Source organism: Delftia sp. 11MD, from assembly GCF_050907895.1.
GTDB lineage: Bacteria > Pseudomonadota > Gammaproteobacteria > Burkholderiales > Burkholderiaceae_C > Comamonas > Comamonas tsuruhatensis.
Map to the genome: position 1 here is coordinate 5,908,418 of NZ_CP194333.1, position 17,188 is coordinate 5,925,605.

Below are 17,188 nucleotides of genomic sequence, written 5' to 3' on the forward strand. Positions count from 1 at the left end.
GCGCTTCAGAAGGCGGCCAGCACGATGCCGATGGCCAGCAGCACGCCGAAGGAGATCCAGCCGTTCTTCTGGTCCAGGCCGCCGATCTGGCGCAGCGCCTCTTCACGCGCAGCGCCCGCCAGGCCCATCTGGTTGACCTGCTGTACGCGCGTGACCAGCCACTGCAGGTAGGTGCGCTTGACAGTGAAGGAAATCGCCACCGCGATGCCGAGCACGCGGCCCGCGCCGCCCGTGCCGGGCATCAGCAGGTTGATGATCAACAGGGTGATGAAGGCCACCACGGCATAGGCGTAGACGCGGCGGGCAATGGCCCAGGACACGCCCATGAAGGGAATGGCCGTCCAGCAGGGACTGAGTGCGGCGAAGAATCCCTTTTTCCCGCTGACCATGCGCTCCCACAGCGGACGGTATTTGTCGGCATTCGGGCCAATGGCGGTCTCCATATCGGACCACTCGATTCCCGTCAAGTCCATTTTGGTGATGAGCAGCGCCTTGAATTGTTCTTTCAAGGGCATGGAATTCAATAGGTTGGGTGTATCGCTCATGGTTTTCCTTGTTGAATAAGGCGGGATTCCGGGCGTGATGGTCTGGATGCCGCAGCGGGCGCTGCGCGCAGGGCTGTTGTCTCGAAAGAGAGCCCCTGTCTCTGGACGGGCGCCATTCTATGGGGAGATACATGGGAAATGGCAAGCCCAATGGATTGGTTTGCAATGGAAAATGAATGAATGCGCTCGTGAGAAATACAGTTTTTTACATATTCAATGCCATGGGCTGTTATTTCCTCATTGGCCGGATGGCGAATTTTCGTGGCGAGTTGATTCAACCTGATCCATCTTTCATTGGGGATTCATATGAATATGCATATCGCGACGGATACAGCGAATGGGATGGGCCTGGGGGCCAGGTGCATTGCCATGGACGGGAATCGGGCTCGCACAACGGGTGTGCCGTCCTTCGTGCAGGCGCTTCGCTGCGGGACCGCGCAGGGGTCCCGGCGGGCCGGGGCAGCGCGGGGCCGATAGCCGAGCGCAATGCCCGTATTGGCCGCAGGGCGCTGCCGCTGCAGGCCGTGCCGCGCGACAATGGCGGCCTAATGTCATCCCCTACTTCTTCCAAACCGTCCCGGCCCGGCGCCGACGAGGCGGCAGCGCCCTCCGCGCGCCCTGTGCTGCGCCGCCCCGAAAAGCCACAGGCCGAGCCGGCTGGCGATGCCCGCCGCCCCTCTGGTGGCGCAGGCAGATCTGCGGGCGCACGCGGCCCGCGCAACGACCGCAATGACCGCAATGACCGCGGCGGGCGCAATGAACGCTACGAGCGCTCCGACCGCCGTGACGCAGGCCCTCGCGGCGATGCCCGTGATGCGGCACCCCGCGGCGACGCCCGTGATCAGCGCCCGCGCAGCAGCGGTTTCGGCCGTGCCGAGGACCTGGACCGTTCCCAGCCGCGTGGCGACTGGCGTGGCCAGGGCGGCGGCGAAAACCGTGCCCCGCGCGAGCAGCGCGATCCCCGTGATGCGCGTGACACGCGCCATGCGGGCGACATGCGCGACTCCCGTCCCCCGCGTCCGCCCCGCCCGGATGATCGCCGCGACCGGCCCTATGGCCAGCGCGACGAGCGTCCGCGTGATGGGCAATGTGACGGCCCCCGGGAAGGCGGCTTCCGTGATCGCCCCCGTGACGACGCCCGGGGCCCCCGCCGCGACGATGCGCGCGGTCCCCGCCGTGATGACGCCCGCGGCCCGCGCCGCGATGCGCCGGCCCAGGCCGAACCCGCCTACCGTCCGCTCAGCGGCATCCGCACCTACCGTCCCGCCGACGGTGGCGCCAGCCGCGAGATTCCCGTCAAGCGTGCCCCCGCGCCCGTGCAGGAGCAGGTTCCGGGCGCCGTGCGCATCAACAAGCGCCTGGCCGACATGGGCCTGTGCTCGCGCCGCGAGGCCGACGAGTGGGTGGACAAGGGCTGGGTCCGCGTCAACGGCGAACTCGCCGTCATGGGCCAGAACGTGGTGGCCGCCGACCGCATCACGGTCGAGCGCGAGGCACGTGACCGCCAGGACCAGCAGGTCACCATCCTGATCCACAAGCCCATGGGCTACGTCAGCGGACAGGCCGAGGATGGCCACGAGCCCGCCGTGGTCCTGGTCACTCCCCAGAACCACTGGAACCAGGACACCAGCCGCACGCGCTTCAACTTCGCGCAGCTCAAGGGCCTGGCGCCCTGCGGCCGGCTGGACATCGACTCCGTGGGCCTGCTGGTCATGACCCAGGATGGCCGCGTGGCGCGCCAGATCATTGGCGAAGACTCGGAGATGGACAAGGAGTACCTGGTACGCGTGACCTACGGCGACCGCGACATCGACGTGCAATCCGTGTTCCCGGCCGAGCAGCTGGCACGCCTGTGCCATGGCCTGTCGCTGGACGGCGAGGAACTCAAGCCCGCCAAGGTGGACTGGCAGAACCCCGAGCAGCTGCGCTTCGTGCTGACCGAAGGCAAGAAGCGCCAGATCCGCCGCATGTGCGAACTGGTGGGCCTGCGCGTGGTGGGCCTCAAGCGCATCCGCATCGGCCGCGTGACGCTGGGCAACCTGCCTGTGGGCCAGTGGCGCTATTTGGGTGCACACGAAGGCTTTTAGCACCCCCTGAGCGGCTTGCGCCGCTTCCCCCTCTCTACCCGCTTCGCGGGGGAGGGGGACGACACCCTCGCGGCGGGGCGGCCCTTGCTTGGTGTCTCTGGTCTTGGGCCGCGCCGGTTTCAGTGAGCGCACAGCTCGTGTTTAGAATGCGAACCATTCTCAAACGAGCTTCAGCGCTGCGGCACGCCAGTCCGGGGCGCGTCCGTCTTTTCATGCGCGCACCGGCCGATCCTGTACACACCCTCTATGTCGAACACCACGGCTGGCTGCAAGGCTGGCTGCGCCACAGGCTGGGCAATGTGTTCGAGGCTTCCGATATCGCGCACGACACTTTCGTCAACGTGATCACCTCGGGCATGGCCGGCCGCATCGAGCAGCCGCGCCCCTTCCTGGCCACCGTGGCCCGCCATCTTGTGATCCGCCAGCACCGGCGCCGGCTGCTGGAGCGCGCCTATCTCGACACCCTGGCCCTGCTGCCGGCCGAGCTGGCTCCCTCGCCCGAGGAGCGGCTGATCGCGCTCGAATCACTGCAGGCCGTGGACCAGGCGCTGGACGCGCTGGCGCCCAAGGTGCGCGAGGCCTTCCTGCTGGCCCACCTCGAAGGCCTGAGCTATGCGGACATCGCCACGCGCCTGGGCGTGTCCATGACCAGCGTCAAGCGCTACCTGGCCCAGGGCTATGAGCGCTGCTTCGTGCTGGCTCTGTCCTGATGGCGCCGGTGCCTCCTTCCGATCCTCGGCGCCTGTCCAGCGCCACGCCGCTACCCGGCAGCAGTATCCAGGCGCCCCAGGCGCTGGGCCGGCCCTTGCCGGCCGGCGTGGCGCGGGCGGCGGCAGGCTGGTTTGCGCTGCTGCAATCGGGCCAGGCCTCGGCCGCCGACCGGGCGCGCTGGCAGCGCTGGCTCGATGAAGACGCCGACCATGGCCGCGCCTGGGCTCATCTGCAGGCCGTCACGGGCGCGCTGACGGGGCTCAATGCCGGTGGCGCGGGCTATCGCGGCCTGTCCGCTGCTCCCCGGGCTGCGCGGCGGCGCCTGCTGGGCCTGTTCGCGGGCCTGGGCACGGCGGCGGGCGCGGGCTGGCTGGCCAGCCGCACGCCTCAGTGGCAGCAGATGGCGGCCGACTACTCCACCGGCACGCAGCGCCGCCGCTGGAGCCTGCCCGACGGCACGGACATGCTGCTGGGCCCCGGCAGCGCTGTGGCCTTGCAGTTCGACGGCAGCGAGCGCCGGCTGCGCCTGCTGGCCGGCGAGGCGCTGTTCACCACCGGTCATCCCGCAGGTGCGCTGGGCGATCTGCCCTTTGTGGTGGAGACCGCCCACGGCCGCGTGCGCGCCCTGGGCACGCGCTTCATGGTGCGCAGCAACCAGGCAGGTGCGCGCGTGGCGGTGTTCGAGGGCGCCGTGGAGCTGCGCCCGGCCGGCACAGGCGCATCCGCACGGCGCCTGCAGGCGGGCGAGGCCATGGACTTCACGCGCACGGGCTGGGGCACGGTGCAGCCGGCCGGCCCCGCGGACGACGCCTGGAGCCGGGGCCAATTGTGGGTGGACAACCAGCGCCTGGACGACTTCCTGGCCGAGCTCAACCGCTACCGCCCCGGCTGGCTGCACGCCGATCCGGCCGTGGCCGGGCTGCGGTTCTCAGGCGTGTTCCCGCTGGACGAAGGCGGCATCGATGGCACGGACGCCGTGCTGGCCATGCTGCCCGGTGCGCTGCCCGTGCAACTGCGCTGGCGCACGCGCTGGTGGGTGGTGGTGGAGCCTGCGCAGGTGCGCGGCTGAGGCTTTTTTCTTCCTTTTCGCTTTTTTTGCGCCGGGGGTGACCCGATTTCCCGCGCCGCGCTTCCTTGTTTCCGAGAGCTTTGATTTTCGACATCGGAACACAGGGAGAACCCAGGACCATGCAACCCCTTTTCATGCCCCGCCCCGCGCTGGCGCTGGCCATCGCGCTCATGCCCGCCGCCGTGCTGGCCCAGGCCCAGCGCAGCTATGACGTCGCTGCCGGCCCGCTGGATGCCGCCTTGCGCAGCACGGCCGCCCAGGCCGGCGTGGCCCTGATCTTCACGGCCGAGCAGACGGCCGGACAGCGCAGCGCGGGCCTGCGCGGCAGCTACACGGTGGAGGCTGCCTTCGAGGCGCTGCTGGCCGGCACCGCCTGGCAGGCCGTGCGCCAGGCCGGCGGCGGCTATGCGCTGCGGCGCGTGGAGCAGGTGGCGCCCGTGGCGGCCGCTGGTGCCACGCTGGCCACGGTCAACGTGACGGCGGCTGCCGAGCGCAGCGCGGTCTCCGAAGGCACGGGCTCCTACGCCACGCGCCAGTCCAGCACGGCCACACGGCTGGGCCTGTCGCAGCGCGAGACGCCGCAGTCGGTCAGCGTGGTCACGCGCCAGCTCATGGACGACCAGGGCCTGACCAGCCTGCCCGAGGTGCTGGAGAAGACGCCCGGCATCACCGTGGGCCGCAACGACAGCGAGCGCACCACCTTCTACTCGCGCGGCTATGCCATCGAGAATTTCCAGTTCGACGGCGTGCCCAACACCATGGACTCGGCCAACCAGTACACGACCTCGCTGGCCGACAGCGCCATCTATGACCGCGTGGAAGTGGTCAAGGGCGCCACAGGCCTGCTCACGGGCGCGGGCTATCCGTCGGCCGTGGTCAATCTGGTGCGCAAGCGGCCCACCAAGACCTTCCAGGCCTCGGCCGAGGCGGCCATCGGCAGCCATGACCGGTTGCGCGGCGTGGGCGACATCTCCGCGCCGCTGACCGAAGACGGCCGCGTGCGCGCCCGCGTGGTGGCCGTGGCGCAGAACGCCAGGTCCCATGTGGACGACTACAGCCGCAACGTGCGCAGCCTGTACGGCATCATCGAGGCCGACCTGGGCCCGGGCACCGTGGCCAGCCTGGGCATTGACCACATGCAGACGCGCGCCAACGGGGCCAGCTTCGGCCACATCCCGCTGTTCTTCAAGGATGGCAGCCGCACGCATTTCCCCACCTCGCTCAACCCTGCGGCGCGCTGGTCGTACTGGGACAACGACAGCACCAACGTGTTTGCCGAACTCAAGCACAGCTTCGGCAATGGCTGGAAGATGGACCTGTCTGCCAGCCGGCTGCGCCAGTCGCGCGACGTGGAGGTCGGCGTGGCAGCCCACGGCATGGTGGACCCGGTCAGCGGCCTGGGCATCAACATGCTGTCCAACAAGATTCCCACCGATGCCACCACGCAGGCCGTGAATGCGGCGCTGTCCGGGCCGTTGCAGCTGTTCGGGCGCGAGCATGAGCTGTCGTTCGGCGCCAGCTGGTCGCGCCAGCGCCGCCATGCGCCCGGCTACAGCAATGCCTACGGTCCCGTGGGCAACTACTTCGAGTGGGACGGCCAGGTGCCCCGGCCCGACTTCCAGCTGCGCAACCACCGCATGACGCGCATCGTGGAAAAGGGTGTCTTCGGCGCCGCGCGCCTGCGGCCCACGGACGATCTGTCGGTGATCCTGGGTGCGCGCGTGAGCTGGTACGACATGCTGGACGACACCACGGGCCTGAACGGCAGCTACGTCGTGAACAACGCGCTGCGCGTGGCGCACAAGACCGTGCCCTATGCGGGCGTGGTGTATGACCTGAACCGCCAGCTGTCGCTGTACGCCAGCCAGACCGATATCTTCAATCCGCAGACCTACTACAAGGACGCTGCCGGCAGCCCGCTGCCGCCGCTCACGGGCCGCAGCCGCGAAGTGGGCGTCAAGGGCGAGTTCCTGGACGGCCGGCTCAACGCCTCGCTGGCGCTGTTCCACATCCAGCAGCGCAATGCCGCGCAGTACGTCAGCGCCAACCCGCAATCCGGGGAAGAGGTCTATGCGGCCATCGACGGCGTGACCAGCAAGGGCGTGGAGATGGAAGTGTCGGGCAGCATCACGCCGGCCTGGAACATCTACGGCGGCTACACCTACCGCACTTCGCGTGCGCCGGCCCAGCCCGACGTGATCCTCAGCGCGGTCAACACGAACCAGCCGCGCCACCTGTTCAAGCTCAGCACCAGCTACCGTCTCAACCCGCAGTGGACCGTGGGCGGGTCGCTGGCCTGGCAGAGCCTGACCTACTACCAGCAGTCCGCCGCTCCCTACGCGCGCGCCGACCAGCGTGCCTATGCGCTGGTGGGCCTGATGGCGCGCTACGACGTGGACCGCCAGTGGTCGGTGACGCTGAACGTCAACAACCTGTTCGACAAGACCTATATGCCGGGCCTGGGTTCCTATGGCACGGGCGTGTATGGCGATCCGCGCAATGTGCTGGTCACGGCCCGCTACAGGTTCTGATGCGGCTGCCTGGCGGCTGTGCCACTAGGCCTGCGACCACATCCGCAACAGGTTGTGGTACGTGCCGGACAGCGCGGATAGGGCGGGGTCGCCCGGGTGGCGCATCGTCAACTGCTGGATCTGCTGGTCCAGGTCGAACAGGAGGCGGCGCTGCTCGTCCGAGGCCACGAGGCTGTGGGTCCAGAAAAAGCTGGCGTAGCGCGTGCCGCGCGTGACGGGGTTGACGCGGTGCAGGCTGGTGCCGGGGTAGACGATGGCGTCGCCTGCGGCCAGCTTCACGCTCTGGTGGCCGAAGGTGTCCTCCACGACCAGCTCGCCGCCTTCGTATTCGTCGGGCTCGCTGAGGAATACGGTGGTGGAGACATCGCTGCGCACCTTGATGGCCGTGCCGGGGATGGTGAAGATGGCATTGTCTATGTGGTTGCCGTAGGTGCCGCCGCCTTCGTAGCGGTTGAAGCGCGGCGGCAGCACCTTCAGCGGCAGCGTGGCCGACATGAACAGCGCGCTGGCCCCCAGCCTGTCGAGGATGAGGTTGCCTATCGCCTGGCCGGCCTGGCTGTCCAGCGGCAGCTGCAGGTTGGCCTTGACCTGGGCCGCCAGGGGGCCGGCCGTGGCGCGGCCGTCCTGCCACGGGGCCTGCTCCAGCGCCTGGCGGCACTGGCGCACTTCGTCGGGGCTGAGCAGGGCGGGTATGCGGAGCATCATGGCAGGCGGTCCTCAGGGGCGGAATCAATGAGTGTCCCGCAAAAAAGCCCCGCAGGCGACGATGGCCTGCGGGGCTTTGCGGTGATCTGCGCAGCGTCAAGCCGCTGCGCGTTCGCCCGGGGCGATCAGCAGATCAGTACGTCCACTTGAGCGAGGCCACGGCCGAGCGGCCTGCCGCCATGGTCGCGTAGTGGGGCGAACGCACGCCGCTGTAGTAGACCTTGTCGCCCAGGTTGTACAGGTTCAGCTGCACGGTCAGGTTGCGGTCGATCTGGTAGGCCACCATGGCGTCGTAGCGCGCATAGCCGCTGGCGCCCTTGGTGACGATGCCGCCATCCACGGTGGAGCGGATGTAGCTCTGGTTCACGCTGCTCTGGGCATAGATGCCCAGGCCCACGGTCAGCTTGGCCATGGGCTTGTAGCTGGTCCACAGGCTGAAGCTGTGCTTGGGCGTGTTGGGGAAGGGCTGGCCGTTGGCCACGTTGCCTGCGCCTGCGTTCTTCTGCTCGCTGTCCATGTAGGTGTAGCCGCCGAAGACGCTCAGGCCCGGCAGCACGCTGCCCGTGAAGCCCAGCTCCACGCCGTTGACCACCTTGTTGCCGCCCATGTAGGTGACGCCGTTTTCGGTGATGCGCGCATTGGTCACGTCGTTGCGGAACAGCGCGGCGGTCAGCGCCAGGCGCTTTTCCATCAGGTCCCACTTGGTGCCCAGCTCGAGCGAGCGGGTCTTCTCGGGCGCCAGGTTGGCCAGCTGGTCGGTGGAGATGCCCAGGTCCTCGTTGCCGTTGCCCAGCATGGAGCCGCCGGGTCGCGAGGAGGTGCCGAGGCTGGCGTAGATGCTGCCGTTGGTGGCCGGCTTGTAGACCAGGCCCAGCTGGTAGTTGAAAAGCGTGTCCGAACGGCTCAGGTCATAGGCCGGCGTGTTGCGGCCGGCGGGGCCGGAGGCGCTGAGCTTGTAGTGGTCCAGGCGCAGGCCGGCGTTGAGCAGCCACCGGTCGTTGAACTTGAGCGTGTCGAAACCGTACAGCGCCACGGTGTCGATCTTGTTGTGGCTGGGGTCGCCCAGGGTCACGGGCAGGTTCCACAGCGGGCTGCTGTCCGGGTTGTTCAGCGAGGCGCACCACAGGCTGGCGGCCGTGCACGTGGTGTTGGTGGTCTGCAGCGCGGCGGTGCGGGACTCGGCCTTTTCCTTGGACAGCTCCAGGCCGAAGGCGTAGCTGTGGCCCACGCTGCCGGTCTGTGCCTTGCCCGTGAATTCCGACAGGTTCTGCAGCGTCTTGATGTCGGCCACGCGCGCATTGCCGCGGCGAAACACATAGCCGTTGATGGCATTGCCCTTGCTGTCGTCGGGCTGGGTCCACAGGTAGTCCTGTTCGGACTTGCTGTAGCGCAGGCTGTTGCGGAACTTGTTCGTGTCGGTGAACTTGTGCTCGACGGTGGCCGTGAACAGGTCGCTCTTTTCCTTCTCGTAGTCGCGGCTGGTCAGGCCGTACCAGTTGTCGCGGTTGCTGCCGTAGGTGGGACGCACCACGCTGCCGCCGGGCAGGCCGGCGGCAGCCGTGCTGGTGTACAGGTAGGGCACGCCGCCATCGGGAATGTTGTCGGTCTGCAGGTGCTGCCAGGACAGCGATACCTCGGTGGGCGTGCCCATGCCGAAGGTCACCGTGGGGGCGATGCCCCAGCGCTTGTTCTCGGGGCCGCTGCGGCCGGGAACGTCGGCGTCGTGCACCATGGCGTTCAGGCGCAGGCCCACGCCTTCGCCCAGCACGCGGTTGGCGTCGATGGTGGCGCGCCGGTAGCTGTCCGTGCCCAGGCCCACGTCGCCGCTGATGAAGTTCTCGTTCCTGGCCTTCTTGGTCACCAGGTTGATGGAGCCGCCAGCGCCGCCACGGCCTGCATAGGCCGAATCGGCACCCTTGATGACCTCCACCGATTCCAGGTTGAACACTTCGCGCGTACCGGCCGCAATGTCGCGCATGCCGTCCACGAAGGTGCTGGCCTGGGCATCCATGCCGCGGATGAAGGGCTGGTCACCCGAGGGGTTGCCGCCTTCGCCGTTGCCGAAGGTGATGCCGGGCGTGGACCGCAGGGCTTCCTGCAGGCTGGTCGCGCCGGTCTGCTTGATGATTTCCTCGTTGATGACCTGCACCGTCTTGGGCGTGTCCACCAGCGGGGCCGTGAACTTGGCCGAGGAGGCGTTGTCGGTCTTCACGGGCGCTTCGGTCGAAGACGTCACGTTCACGGTGCCCAGCGTGGTGCTGGCCTGCGCAAAGGCCGGGGTGCCAGCAAGGCACAGGGCAGCGGCAAGGGCCAGCTGGGTGAGGTTCGCGGGGGGGAGGATTTGTTGGATTTTGCTCATGTTCACTCCGATGAAAGCCCGCGGATTGTTATTGCGAATCACTAGTGTTCGGTTTCTGCTTCGTAAAGTTGGCCTGTTTGCCCTGGGTAAAAGTCCTTCGCGTTGCCGCCATGCAACAAACGAAAACCGTGTTTCACCAAAGGTCCAATGAAAACGCGGCTGCTGCCGGACGAAAAAAAGCGGCTGTCGCCAGCCGCCGGGGTTTGCTGCGGGGCGCCTGCTGCGCCCGTGCCTGGCCTTACTCGTCGGCCGGATTGGACAGCAGGGCCTTGTAGATCACGGCGCCGATCAGCGCGCCCACGATGGGGGCCACCCAGAACAGCCACAGTTGCGAGACGGCGATCTCGGGACCGAACAGGGCCGGGCCCGTGCTGCGCGCGGGATTGACCGAGGTGTTGGTCACGGGAATCGAGATCAGGTGGATCAGCGTCAGGCACAGGCCGATGGCCAGCCCGCCAAAGCCGGCTGCCGCACGCTTGGCCGTGGCGCCCAGGATGACCAGGATGAAGAAGGCCGTCATCACCACCTCGGTGACCAGGGCAGCCGTCATGCCGTAGCCGCCCGGCGAATGCGTGCCGAAGCCGTTGGTGGCAAAGCCGCCGATGTCGGCACCGGCCTTGCCCGTGGCGATCACGTAGAGAATGCCTGCGCCCGTGATGGCGCCCAGCACCTGGGACACGACGTAGCCCGGCAGCTCGCTCCAGGCAAAGCGCCCGCCCATGGCCAGGCCCACGGAGACGGCAGGGTTGAAGTGCCCGCCCGAGATGGGACCGAAGGCATAGGCGCCGGTGACCACCGTCAGGCCGAAGGCCAGCGAGACGCCGACCAGGCCGATGCCCACCTGCGGGAAGGCGGCGGCCAGCACGGCCGCACCGCAGCCGCCCAGGGTCAGCCACAGGGTTCCGAGGAATTCTGCGGACCATTTTTGAACAGAGCTGTGCATGGGAAATCTCCTGAAACAGGCCCGCCGCTGCGCCCGGGCCCTGCGCGCACTGCCCGCCGAATGGCGGAAAGTGGCGCAGTTATAGCGCTGCGCCTGGCCTGCCGAGAGGGCAAGAAAGTGAACAATCGTCCACAGCCTGCGTCGCCACAGGGGCGGCGGGCTCTTGAAATTGCATCCGCCGACCCGAGATGAGGGCTGATTTTTTCCCTGTTGTGAACCCATAGGACATAGGACACTGTCTGCATGAGCAAGCAAACCCATTCTTTTCAGGCCGAAGTTGCACAGCTGCTGCACCTGGTCACGCATTCGCTGTATTCCAACCCCGAGATCTTCCTGCGCGAGCTGGTCTCCAACGCATCGGACGCCTGCGACAAGCTGCGCTTCGAGGCGCTGAACAATGCCGCGCTGTATGAAGACCAGCCCAACCTGGAAGTGCGCGTGTCCTTCGACGCCGCCGCCAAGACGCTGACCATTGCCGACACCGGCATCGGCATGAGCGAGCAGGAAGCCATCGACAACCTGGGCACCATCGCCAAGAGCGGCACCAAGGCCTTCATGGAAAAGCTGTCGGGCGACCAGAAGTCGGACTCGCAGCTCATCGGCCAGTTCGGCGTGGGCTTTTACTCGGGCTACATCGTGGCCGACAAGATCACCGTGGAAACACGCCGCGCGGGCCTGCCGGCCGCCGAAGGCGTGCGCTGGACCAGCGGCGGCACGGGCGAGTTCGAGGTCGAGCAGATCGAGCGTCCCCAGCGCGGCACCAGCATCACGCTGCACCTGCGTCCCGAGGCCGAGGAGTTCCTCAATGCCTGGAAGATCAAGCAGGTCATCGGCAAGTACTCCGACCACATCAGCCTGCCCATCCTCATGGAGAAGGAGGAATGGAAGGACGGCGAGAACGACCAGCCCGGCGCCATGGTCAAGACCGGCGAGTGGGAGACCATCAACAAGGCCAGCGCGCTGTGGACGCGTCCCAAGAAGGACATCACGGCCGAGCAGTACCAGGACTTCTACAAGGCCATCAGCCACGACTTCGAGAACCCGCTGACCTGGAGCCACAACCGCGTGGAGGGCAACACCGAGTACACGCAGCTGCTGTTCATTCCGGCCAAGGCACCGTTCGATCTCTACAACCGCGACAAGAAGGCCGGCGTCAAGCTCTACGTCAAGCGCGTCTTCATCATGGATGACGCCGAGGCGCTGATGCCCGGCTACCTGCGCTTCGTCAAGGGCGTGATCGACTCGGCCGACCTGCCGCTGAACGTCAGCCGCGAGCTGCTGCAGGAAAGCCGCGACGTGCGCCTGATCCGCGACGGCTCCACCAAGCGCGTGCTGTCCATGCTGGAAGACCTGGCCAAGCACGATCGCCACGAGGCCGGCGAAGGCACGGACGGCGTCACCGACGTGGTCAGCGAAGAGGACAAGGCCAAGGAAGGCAAGTACAGCCAGTTCTACGCCGAGTTCGGCGCCGTGCTCAAGGAAGGCCTGGGCGAGGACTTCGCCAACAAGGAACGCATCGCCAAGCTGCTGCGCTTTGCCTCCACCAGCCAGGAAGACGCCATGGTCTCGCTGGCCGACTACAAGGCCCGCATGAAGGAAGGCCAGGACGCGATCTACTACATCACGGCCGACTCCCTGACGGCAGCGCGCAACAGCCCGCAGCTCGAAGTCTTCCGCAAGAAGGGCATCGAAGTGCTGCTGATGGCCGACCGCGTGGACGAGTGGGCCATGGGCTACCTGACCGACTTCGACGGCACGCCGCTGCAGTCCGTGGCCAAGGGCGCCGTGGACCTGGGCAAGCTGCAGGACGAAGAGGAAAAGAAGGCCGCCGAGGAAGCGGCCGAAGCCTTCAAGCCCCTGCTGGCCAAGCTCAAGGAGGCGCTCAAGGACAAGGCCGAGGACGTGCGCGTGTCCACGCGCCTGGTCGACTCGCCGGCCTGCCTGGTGGTGCAGGACGGCGGCATGAGCCTGCAGCTGGCGCGCCTGCTCAAGCAGGCCGGCCAGCAGGCGCCGGACGCCCGCCCCGTGCTGGAGGTCAACCCCGAGCATCCGCTGGTCAAGAAGCTGGACGGATCGGTGCATTTCCATGACCTGGCCAACATCCTTTTCGACCAGGCCGTGCTGGCCGAAGGCGGCATGCCCGAGGACCCGGCCGCCTACGTCAAGCGCGTGAACGCTCTTCTCGCGTGAGTTCCTCACAAGGATCGCCCAGGCGCATTCCATAGGCCTCAGTGCCTGCTCACTGTCGTGCCAGCGCACGGCAGACAAGCCTTCCAAGCCGGTGCCAGCCAAGCTGCCACCGGCTTTTTCACGTCTGCAATCCGTGAGGAAAACCGGTAGTCGTCGGTGGATTCACGAAAAACTCACAAATTCTTCTAAATACTCACTTTTGTCAAAAATTCCAGATCATATTTACTTTTGGTAATAAAGAACCATCATGCCTCCCTTTGGTGCGTCCGGTTGTCGGCTTTTTGACAGAGCTGTTCCAGCCGGGCACCCCGTGCGTCCGTGCCTGCGGCATTCGGCGCTGTCAACGAAGCAAAAGAGAGGTTTGTATGGCTTTCACGAGAAAGGGCTGGCTGGCGCGTGCGCTGCTGTCCGGCGGCTTGCTGGCAACAGCGGCTGCCGTGGCGGCGCCGGCCGATACCGACATCCTGGTCAACCAGGATGGTCTCTATGACGGACAGGACGCATCGGCAGGGCCTGCCGGCGGCACCTTCACCTATGTGGCCAAGGTCAGGCACAACAACATCGGTCCCGACGCCGTAGGCGTCACCCTGACCGAGGTGCTGCCCGTGGGCGCCGTGTTCCAGGGCTACAGCAGCAGCCCGGGCGGCATCACCTGCACGGCACCGGCTGCCGGCACGGTGCTCACCGCAGGCAACAACACGCTGGTCTGCAACATCGGCAACCTGGCGCCCGCCGATGGCTTCAAGTCCGTGGGCTTCGAGGTCATCCTGCCGACCGTCGGCACCAACTGGCGCGCCGTGGCCAGCGCGCGCATGGCCTCGCCCGACTACGACAACGACCAGAACAACACGCAGCTGGACCGCAACTTCACCACCACCGAGGCCGCCGATCTGGCCATTGCGATAGCGGCTCCCGCCAGCGTCGCCAACGGCGGCGCCTTCCAGTACGTCATCGACGTGCAGAACAAGGGCCCGTCCGAGGTCCCCGCCGGTGGCCGTACCGTGGTGCGTTTCCCCGTGCCCAACGGCGCCGTGGTCACGGGCGTGCCCTCAGGCAGCGGCTGGAGCTGCACGCCGGCCTCGGGCTATCCGCTGATCTCGGGCGAACTTAGCTGCACGCGCGGCGGCCCGGTGCTGCCAGGCGCCGTGCTGCCAGCCATCACCGTGCCGGCCATCGCCAACATGAGCGGCACCATTGCCGGCGCTGCCAGCGTCAAGGGCTACAAGGACGCCAGCACGGAGATGCCCGACGGCCAGTCCGGCAACAACACCGCCAGCGCCGCCGTGGTCTCCAGCGGCAGCGAGTTCGTGGATGTCTCGCTGCGCAAGCAGGTGGCGCCTACAGTGCTGGATGCGCTGCAGGCAACCGAGGTCACCTACACGCTGCAGCCGCGCCGCGAAGGCGGCTCCCTCGTGCCGCGCGATCTCACCGTCACCGACACCCTGCCGGCCGGCGTGACCTTCACGGGCTTCGACGGCAGTACGGCGCCCTGGAACTGCGGCCACAACAGCGGCACCATCACCTGCACCCATGCGGGCGAGTACCCGGTGGCCGGCTACGCCAACATGCAGGCCATCCGCTTCAAGGCCAGCGTGGCTGCGGGCGGGACACCCGGCACGCAGCTGGTCAACCAGGGCGTGATCGGTGTGGCACCCGGCCTCAACGAGCCCAATACGACCAACAACACGGCCAGCGCGGCCGTGGACTTCAGCAACGATGCGCGGCTGAGGCTGGCCAAGGCCGGCCCTGGCCGCCCGGTGCTGGCAGGCCAGGAGTTCGAGTACACGATCACGGTGACCAACACCGGCCCCATGCCCGTGCTGCCGAATCAGCAGATCACCGTGACCGACAACCCCGCAGACGGCCGCATGGCCATCGTCAGCATGTCCGGTGCGGGCACCGGCGCGGGGGAATGGACCTGCACCACCCCGAGCTGCACCTCGACCGCGGGCCTGGCCGTGGGCGCCAGCCGCCAGATCAAGGTCAGGGCCAAGGTCACGCTGGCTTCGGGCCATCTGGACTTCACCAACAACGCCTCCGCTGGCGTGATCGGCCGGGACAATGCATCGGCCACCACCTCCGCGACCGTCACCGTGTCTGCCGACAAGGTGGATGTGGGCATCGTCAAGAGCGTGGTCAGCCCCGTGCCGCCGGCTGCCATCAAGAGCGGTGAGGAGGTCACCTACCAGCTGGTGGTGAAGAACCACTCGGCCAGCACGACGGTGACGAATGTCCGCGTGCGCGACGCGCTGCAGTCCCTGGTCAAGCAGACCGACGGCGTGCGCATCGTGGGCGGCAACCCGGTGGACGAGGCCGGCAATCCCGTGCCGTACACCTACCCGGGCGGCGGCTTTGTCTCCAGCCGCATCGTCTCCGGCGCCAACGCCAGCTGCGGCACGCCCACGGGCGGCGTCAACAGCGAGACGCGCGATCTGACCTGCGACATCACCTCCATGGCCCCGGAGGCCGAGGTGGTGATCGAGGTCAAGATCCGCCCCAAGCGCGCCACCACCGGCACCTATGCCAACGCGGCCTCGGCCCAGTCCCTGGACATCCATGACGCCGATCCCGGCAACGATTCCTCGACGGCCAGCATCACCGTGCAGGCCATCGCGGAAATTGCGGCGCAAAAGCAGGTCTCGCCCAAGGTGGCGGCTGCGGGAGAGCCGCTGACCTATACGGTCACGGTGCCCAACTACGGCCCCTCGTCGGCCGCCAATGTCACGCTCAAGGACGTGCTGCCTGCAGACGCCATCTTCATCGGCACGCCCACGGTCTCCGGCGGCGGCACCTGCACTCCGGCTGCCACCGATGGCGTGCAGGGCGGAACGCTGGAGTGCGCCTGGGCCAATCCGCTGCCCACAGGCGCGCAGTACACCGTGGCCTACAAGATGCGCTCGCGCGGTGATCTGGCGGCTGACACGGAGATCCTCAACACGGTCGCCGTGGACACCGCCACCGAGGAACTGACCAAGGCCAACAACCAGGCCGAGGCCAAGGCCCGGCTCAAGCGTGCCGAGCTGGATGTGAACATCAGCATGCGCCACACCGCGGACGGCCTGGTGCTGGGTGAGGACACCGAATACACCATCACGGTGACCAACTCCGGCCCCTCCTACGCCACCCAGGTGGTCGTGACCGACAAGTTCCCCGCATCGGGCTCCACGGCCACCTTCAGCTACCAGAACGGCCTGGTGCTGGCCGGCATTCCCGGCGCCTCCGCCTCCTGGTGCGGCGTGCAGCCGGCGCTGAACGCGACCAGCGGGCCTCTGCAGTGCACCATCCCCTCGCTGGCGCCGGGCCAGAGCATGACCATCAAGTTCAAGATGCGTGCACAGACCCTGCCCGACAAGGCATCGGGCGGCACCATCTACCACGAGGCCTCGGTCAAGCCCTTCGAGACGGAATGGCTGAGCAATGGCGGCGATGTGATCGTCAACAACACCACCACCGACCGGACCTCCACCAGCCGCCAGGGCAATGCCGTTGACCTGGGGATCGGCAAGCAGGGCCCCGCCGGCCCGCTGGACGATGGCGACACGGCCAGCTACACGCTGACCGTCACCAACTACGGCCGCGATCCGCAGTCGCCCGCGGGCGGCTCGGTGACCGACGTGCTGCCCGCAGGGCTGGAGTTCGTCTCGGCCTCGGCCGGCTGCAGCTATGCCAGCGGCACGCGCACCGTGACCTGCAGCGTGCCGCAGCTGGCCCAGGGCGGCACGGCCGTCTTCACGCTGGAGACCAAGCTGGACAAGCCCTACAAGGGCGCCCGCCCGCTGGTCAACTCGGCAACGGTCTCGGTGCCCGGTGACGGCAATCCCGACAACGACAAGAGCACGACCACCACGCCGCTCAAGCCGGGGCCGGGCGGCACGGCCAGCATTCCCACGCTGTCGCAGTGGGGCCTGATGCTGATGTCGTCCCTGCTGGCACTGATGGCGCTGGGGACCATGCGCAGGCGCGAGCGTCGGTGATGCGCCCGTGACGGCAAGGGCCGGTGGCGTGATTCACGCACCGGCCTTTGTCGTCTTTGAGCGGTCCGAAGATA

The 17,188-nt window shown here is 67.4% G+C and carries 11 protein-coding genes; 6 read left to right on the plus strand and 5 right to left on the minus strand.

Translation table 11 applies throughout. The features are described 5' to 3' along the window. Window positions 1-5: 5 nt before the first annotated feature. Together ACRSCF_RS27055 and ACRSCF_RS27060 are read right to left on the minus strand one after the other, a co-directional pair. On the minus strand, window positions 6-545 hold the full coding sequence (locus ACRSCF_RS27055) for a hypothetical protein (RefSeq protein WP_034368690.1): 540 nt from the start codon (window positions 543-545) through the stop codon (window positions 6-8). After that, a complete protein-coding gene (locus ACRSCF_RS27060; protein WP_155524836.1) occupies window positions 542-823 on the minus strand; it encodes a hypothetical protein in 282 nt (93 codons plus the stop codon). Before ACRSCF_RS27060 ends, ACRSCF_RS27055 begins: the two co-directional genes overlap by 4 nt. On the opposite strand from ACRSCF_RS27060, the gene ACRSCF_RS27065 reads away from it, so the two are divergent. The 4 genes from ACRSCF_RS27065 to ACRSCF_RS27080 all read left to right on the plus strand — a co-directional run bounded on the left by ACRSCF_RS27065 (window position 722) and on the right by ACRSCF_RS27080 (window position 6,943). Continuing rightward, on the plus strand, window positions 722-2,632 hold the full coding sequence (locus ACRSCF_RS27065; protein ID WP_244387575.1) for a pseudouridine synthase: 1,911 nt from the start codon (window positions 722-724) through the stop codon (window positions 2,630-2,632). The genes ACRSCF_RS27060 and ACRSCF_RS27065 overlap by 102 nt on opposite strands. A gap of 212 nt (window positions 2,633-2,844) precedes the next feature. Further along, window positions 2,845-3,342: a sigma-70 family RNA polymerase sigma factor gene (locus ACRSCF_RS27070; RefSeq protein ID WP_016451916.1), complete on the plus strand. Its 498-nt coding sequence runs from the start codon at window positions 2,845-2,847 to the stop codon at window positions 3,340-3,342. Further along, window positions 3,342-4,412, plus strand: coding sequence for a FecR domain-containing protein (locus ACRSCF_RS27075; RefSeq protein WP_034366863.1), 1,071 nt, complete (start codon window positions 3,342-3,344; stop codon window positions 4,410-4,412). The genes ACRSCF_RS27070 and ACRSCF_RS27075 overlap by 1 nt, the downstream gene beginning before the upstream one ends. 119 nt (window positions 4,413-4,531) lie before the next feature. Further along, complete coding sequence (locus tag ACRSCF_RS27080; protein WP_244387574.1) at window positions 4,532-6,943, plus strand: TonB-dependent siderophore receptor; 2,412 nt, start codon at window positions 4,532-4,534, stop codon at window positions 6,941-6,943. A 24-nt stretch (window positions 6,944-6,967) separates the two neighbouring features. Here ACRSCF_RS27080 and ACRSCF_RS27085 read toward each other — a convergent pair whose 3' ends face one another. From ACRSCF_RS27085 to aqpZ, 3 genes are all read right to left on the minus strand, one after another. Beyond that, window positions 6,968-7,648: a Fe2+-dependent dioxygenase gene (locus ACRSCF_RS27085; RefSeq protein ID WP_016451914.1), complete on the minus strand. Its 681-nt coding sequence runs from the start codon at window positions 7,646-7,648 to the stop codon at window positions 6,968-6,970. A gap of 133 nt (window positions 7,649-7,781) precedes the next feature. After that, complete coding sequence (locus ACRSCF_RS27090; RefSeq protein ID WP_016451913.1) at window positions 7,782-10,007, minus strand: TonB-dependent receptor; 2,226 nt, start codon at window positions 10,005-10,007, stop codon at window positions 7,782-7,784. A 238-nt stretch (window positions 10,008-10,245) separates the two neighbouring features. Then, window positions 10,246-10,950 (minus strand): aquaporin Z, encoded by a 705-nt coding sequence (aqpZ, locus tag ACRSCF_RS27095; RefSeq protein WP_016446578.1) that lies wholly within the window; start codon window positions 10,948-10,950, stop codon window positions 10,246-10,248. 243 nt (window positions 10,951-11,193) lie between these two features. Between aqpZ and htpG the strand changes: the two genes are divergently transcribed. Then, window positions 11,194-13,140, plus strand: coding sequence for a molecular chaperone HtpG (gene htpG / locus ACRSCF_RS27100; protein WP_017407192.1), 1,947 nt, complete (start codon window positions 11,194-11,196; stop codon window positions 13,138-13,140). Between the two features lie 365 nt (window positions 13,141-13,505). Continuing rightward, window positions 13,506-17,114 carry an IPTL-CTERM sorting domain-containing protein gene (locus ACRSCF_RS27105; RefSeq protein WP_244387573.1) on the plus strand — a complete coding sequence of 1,203 codons (3,609 nt, stop codon included), beginning with the start codon at window positions 13,506-13,508 and terminating at the stop codon, window positions 17,112-17,114. Window positions 17,115-17,188 lie beyond the last annotated feature (74 nt).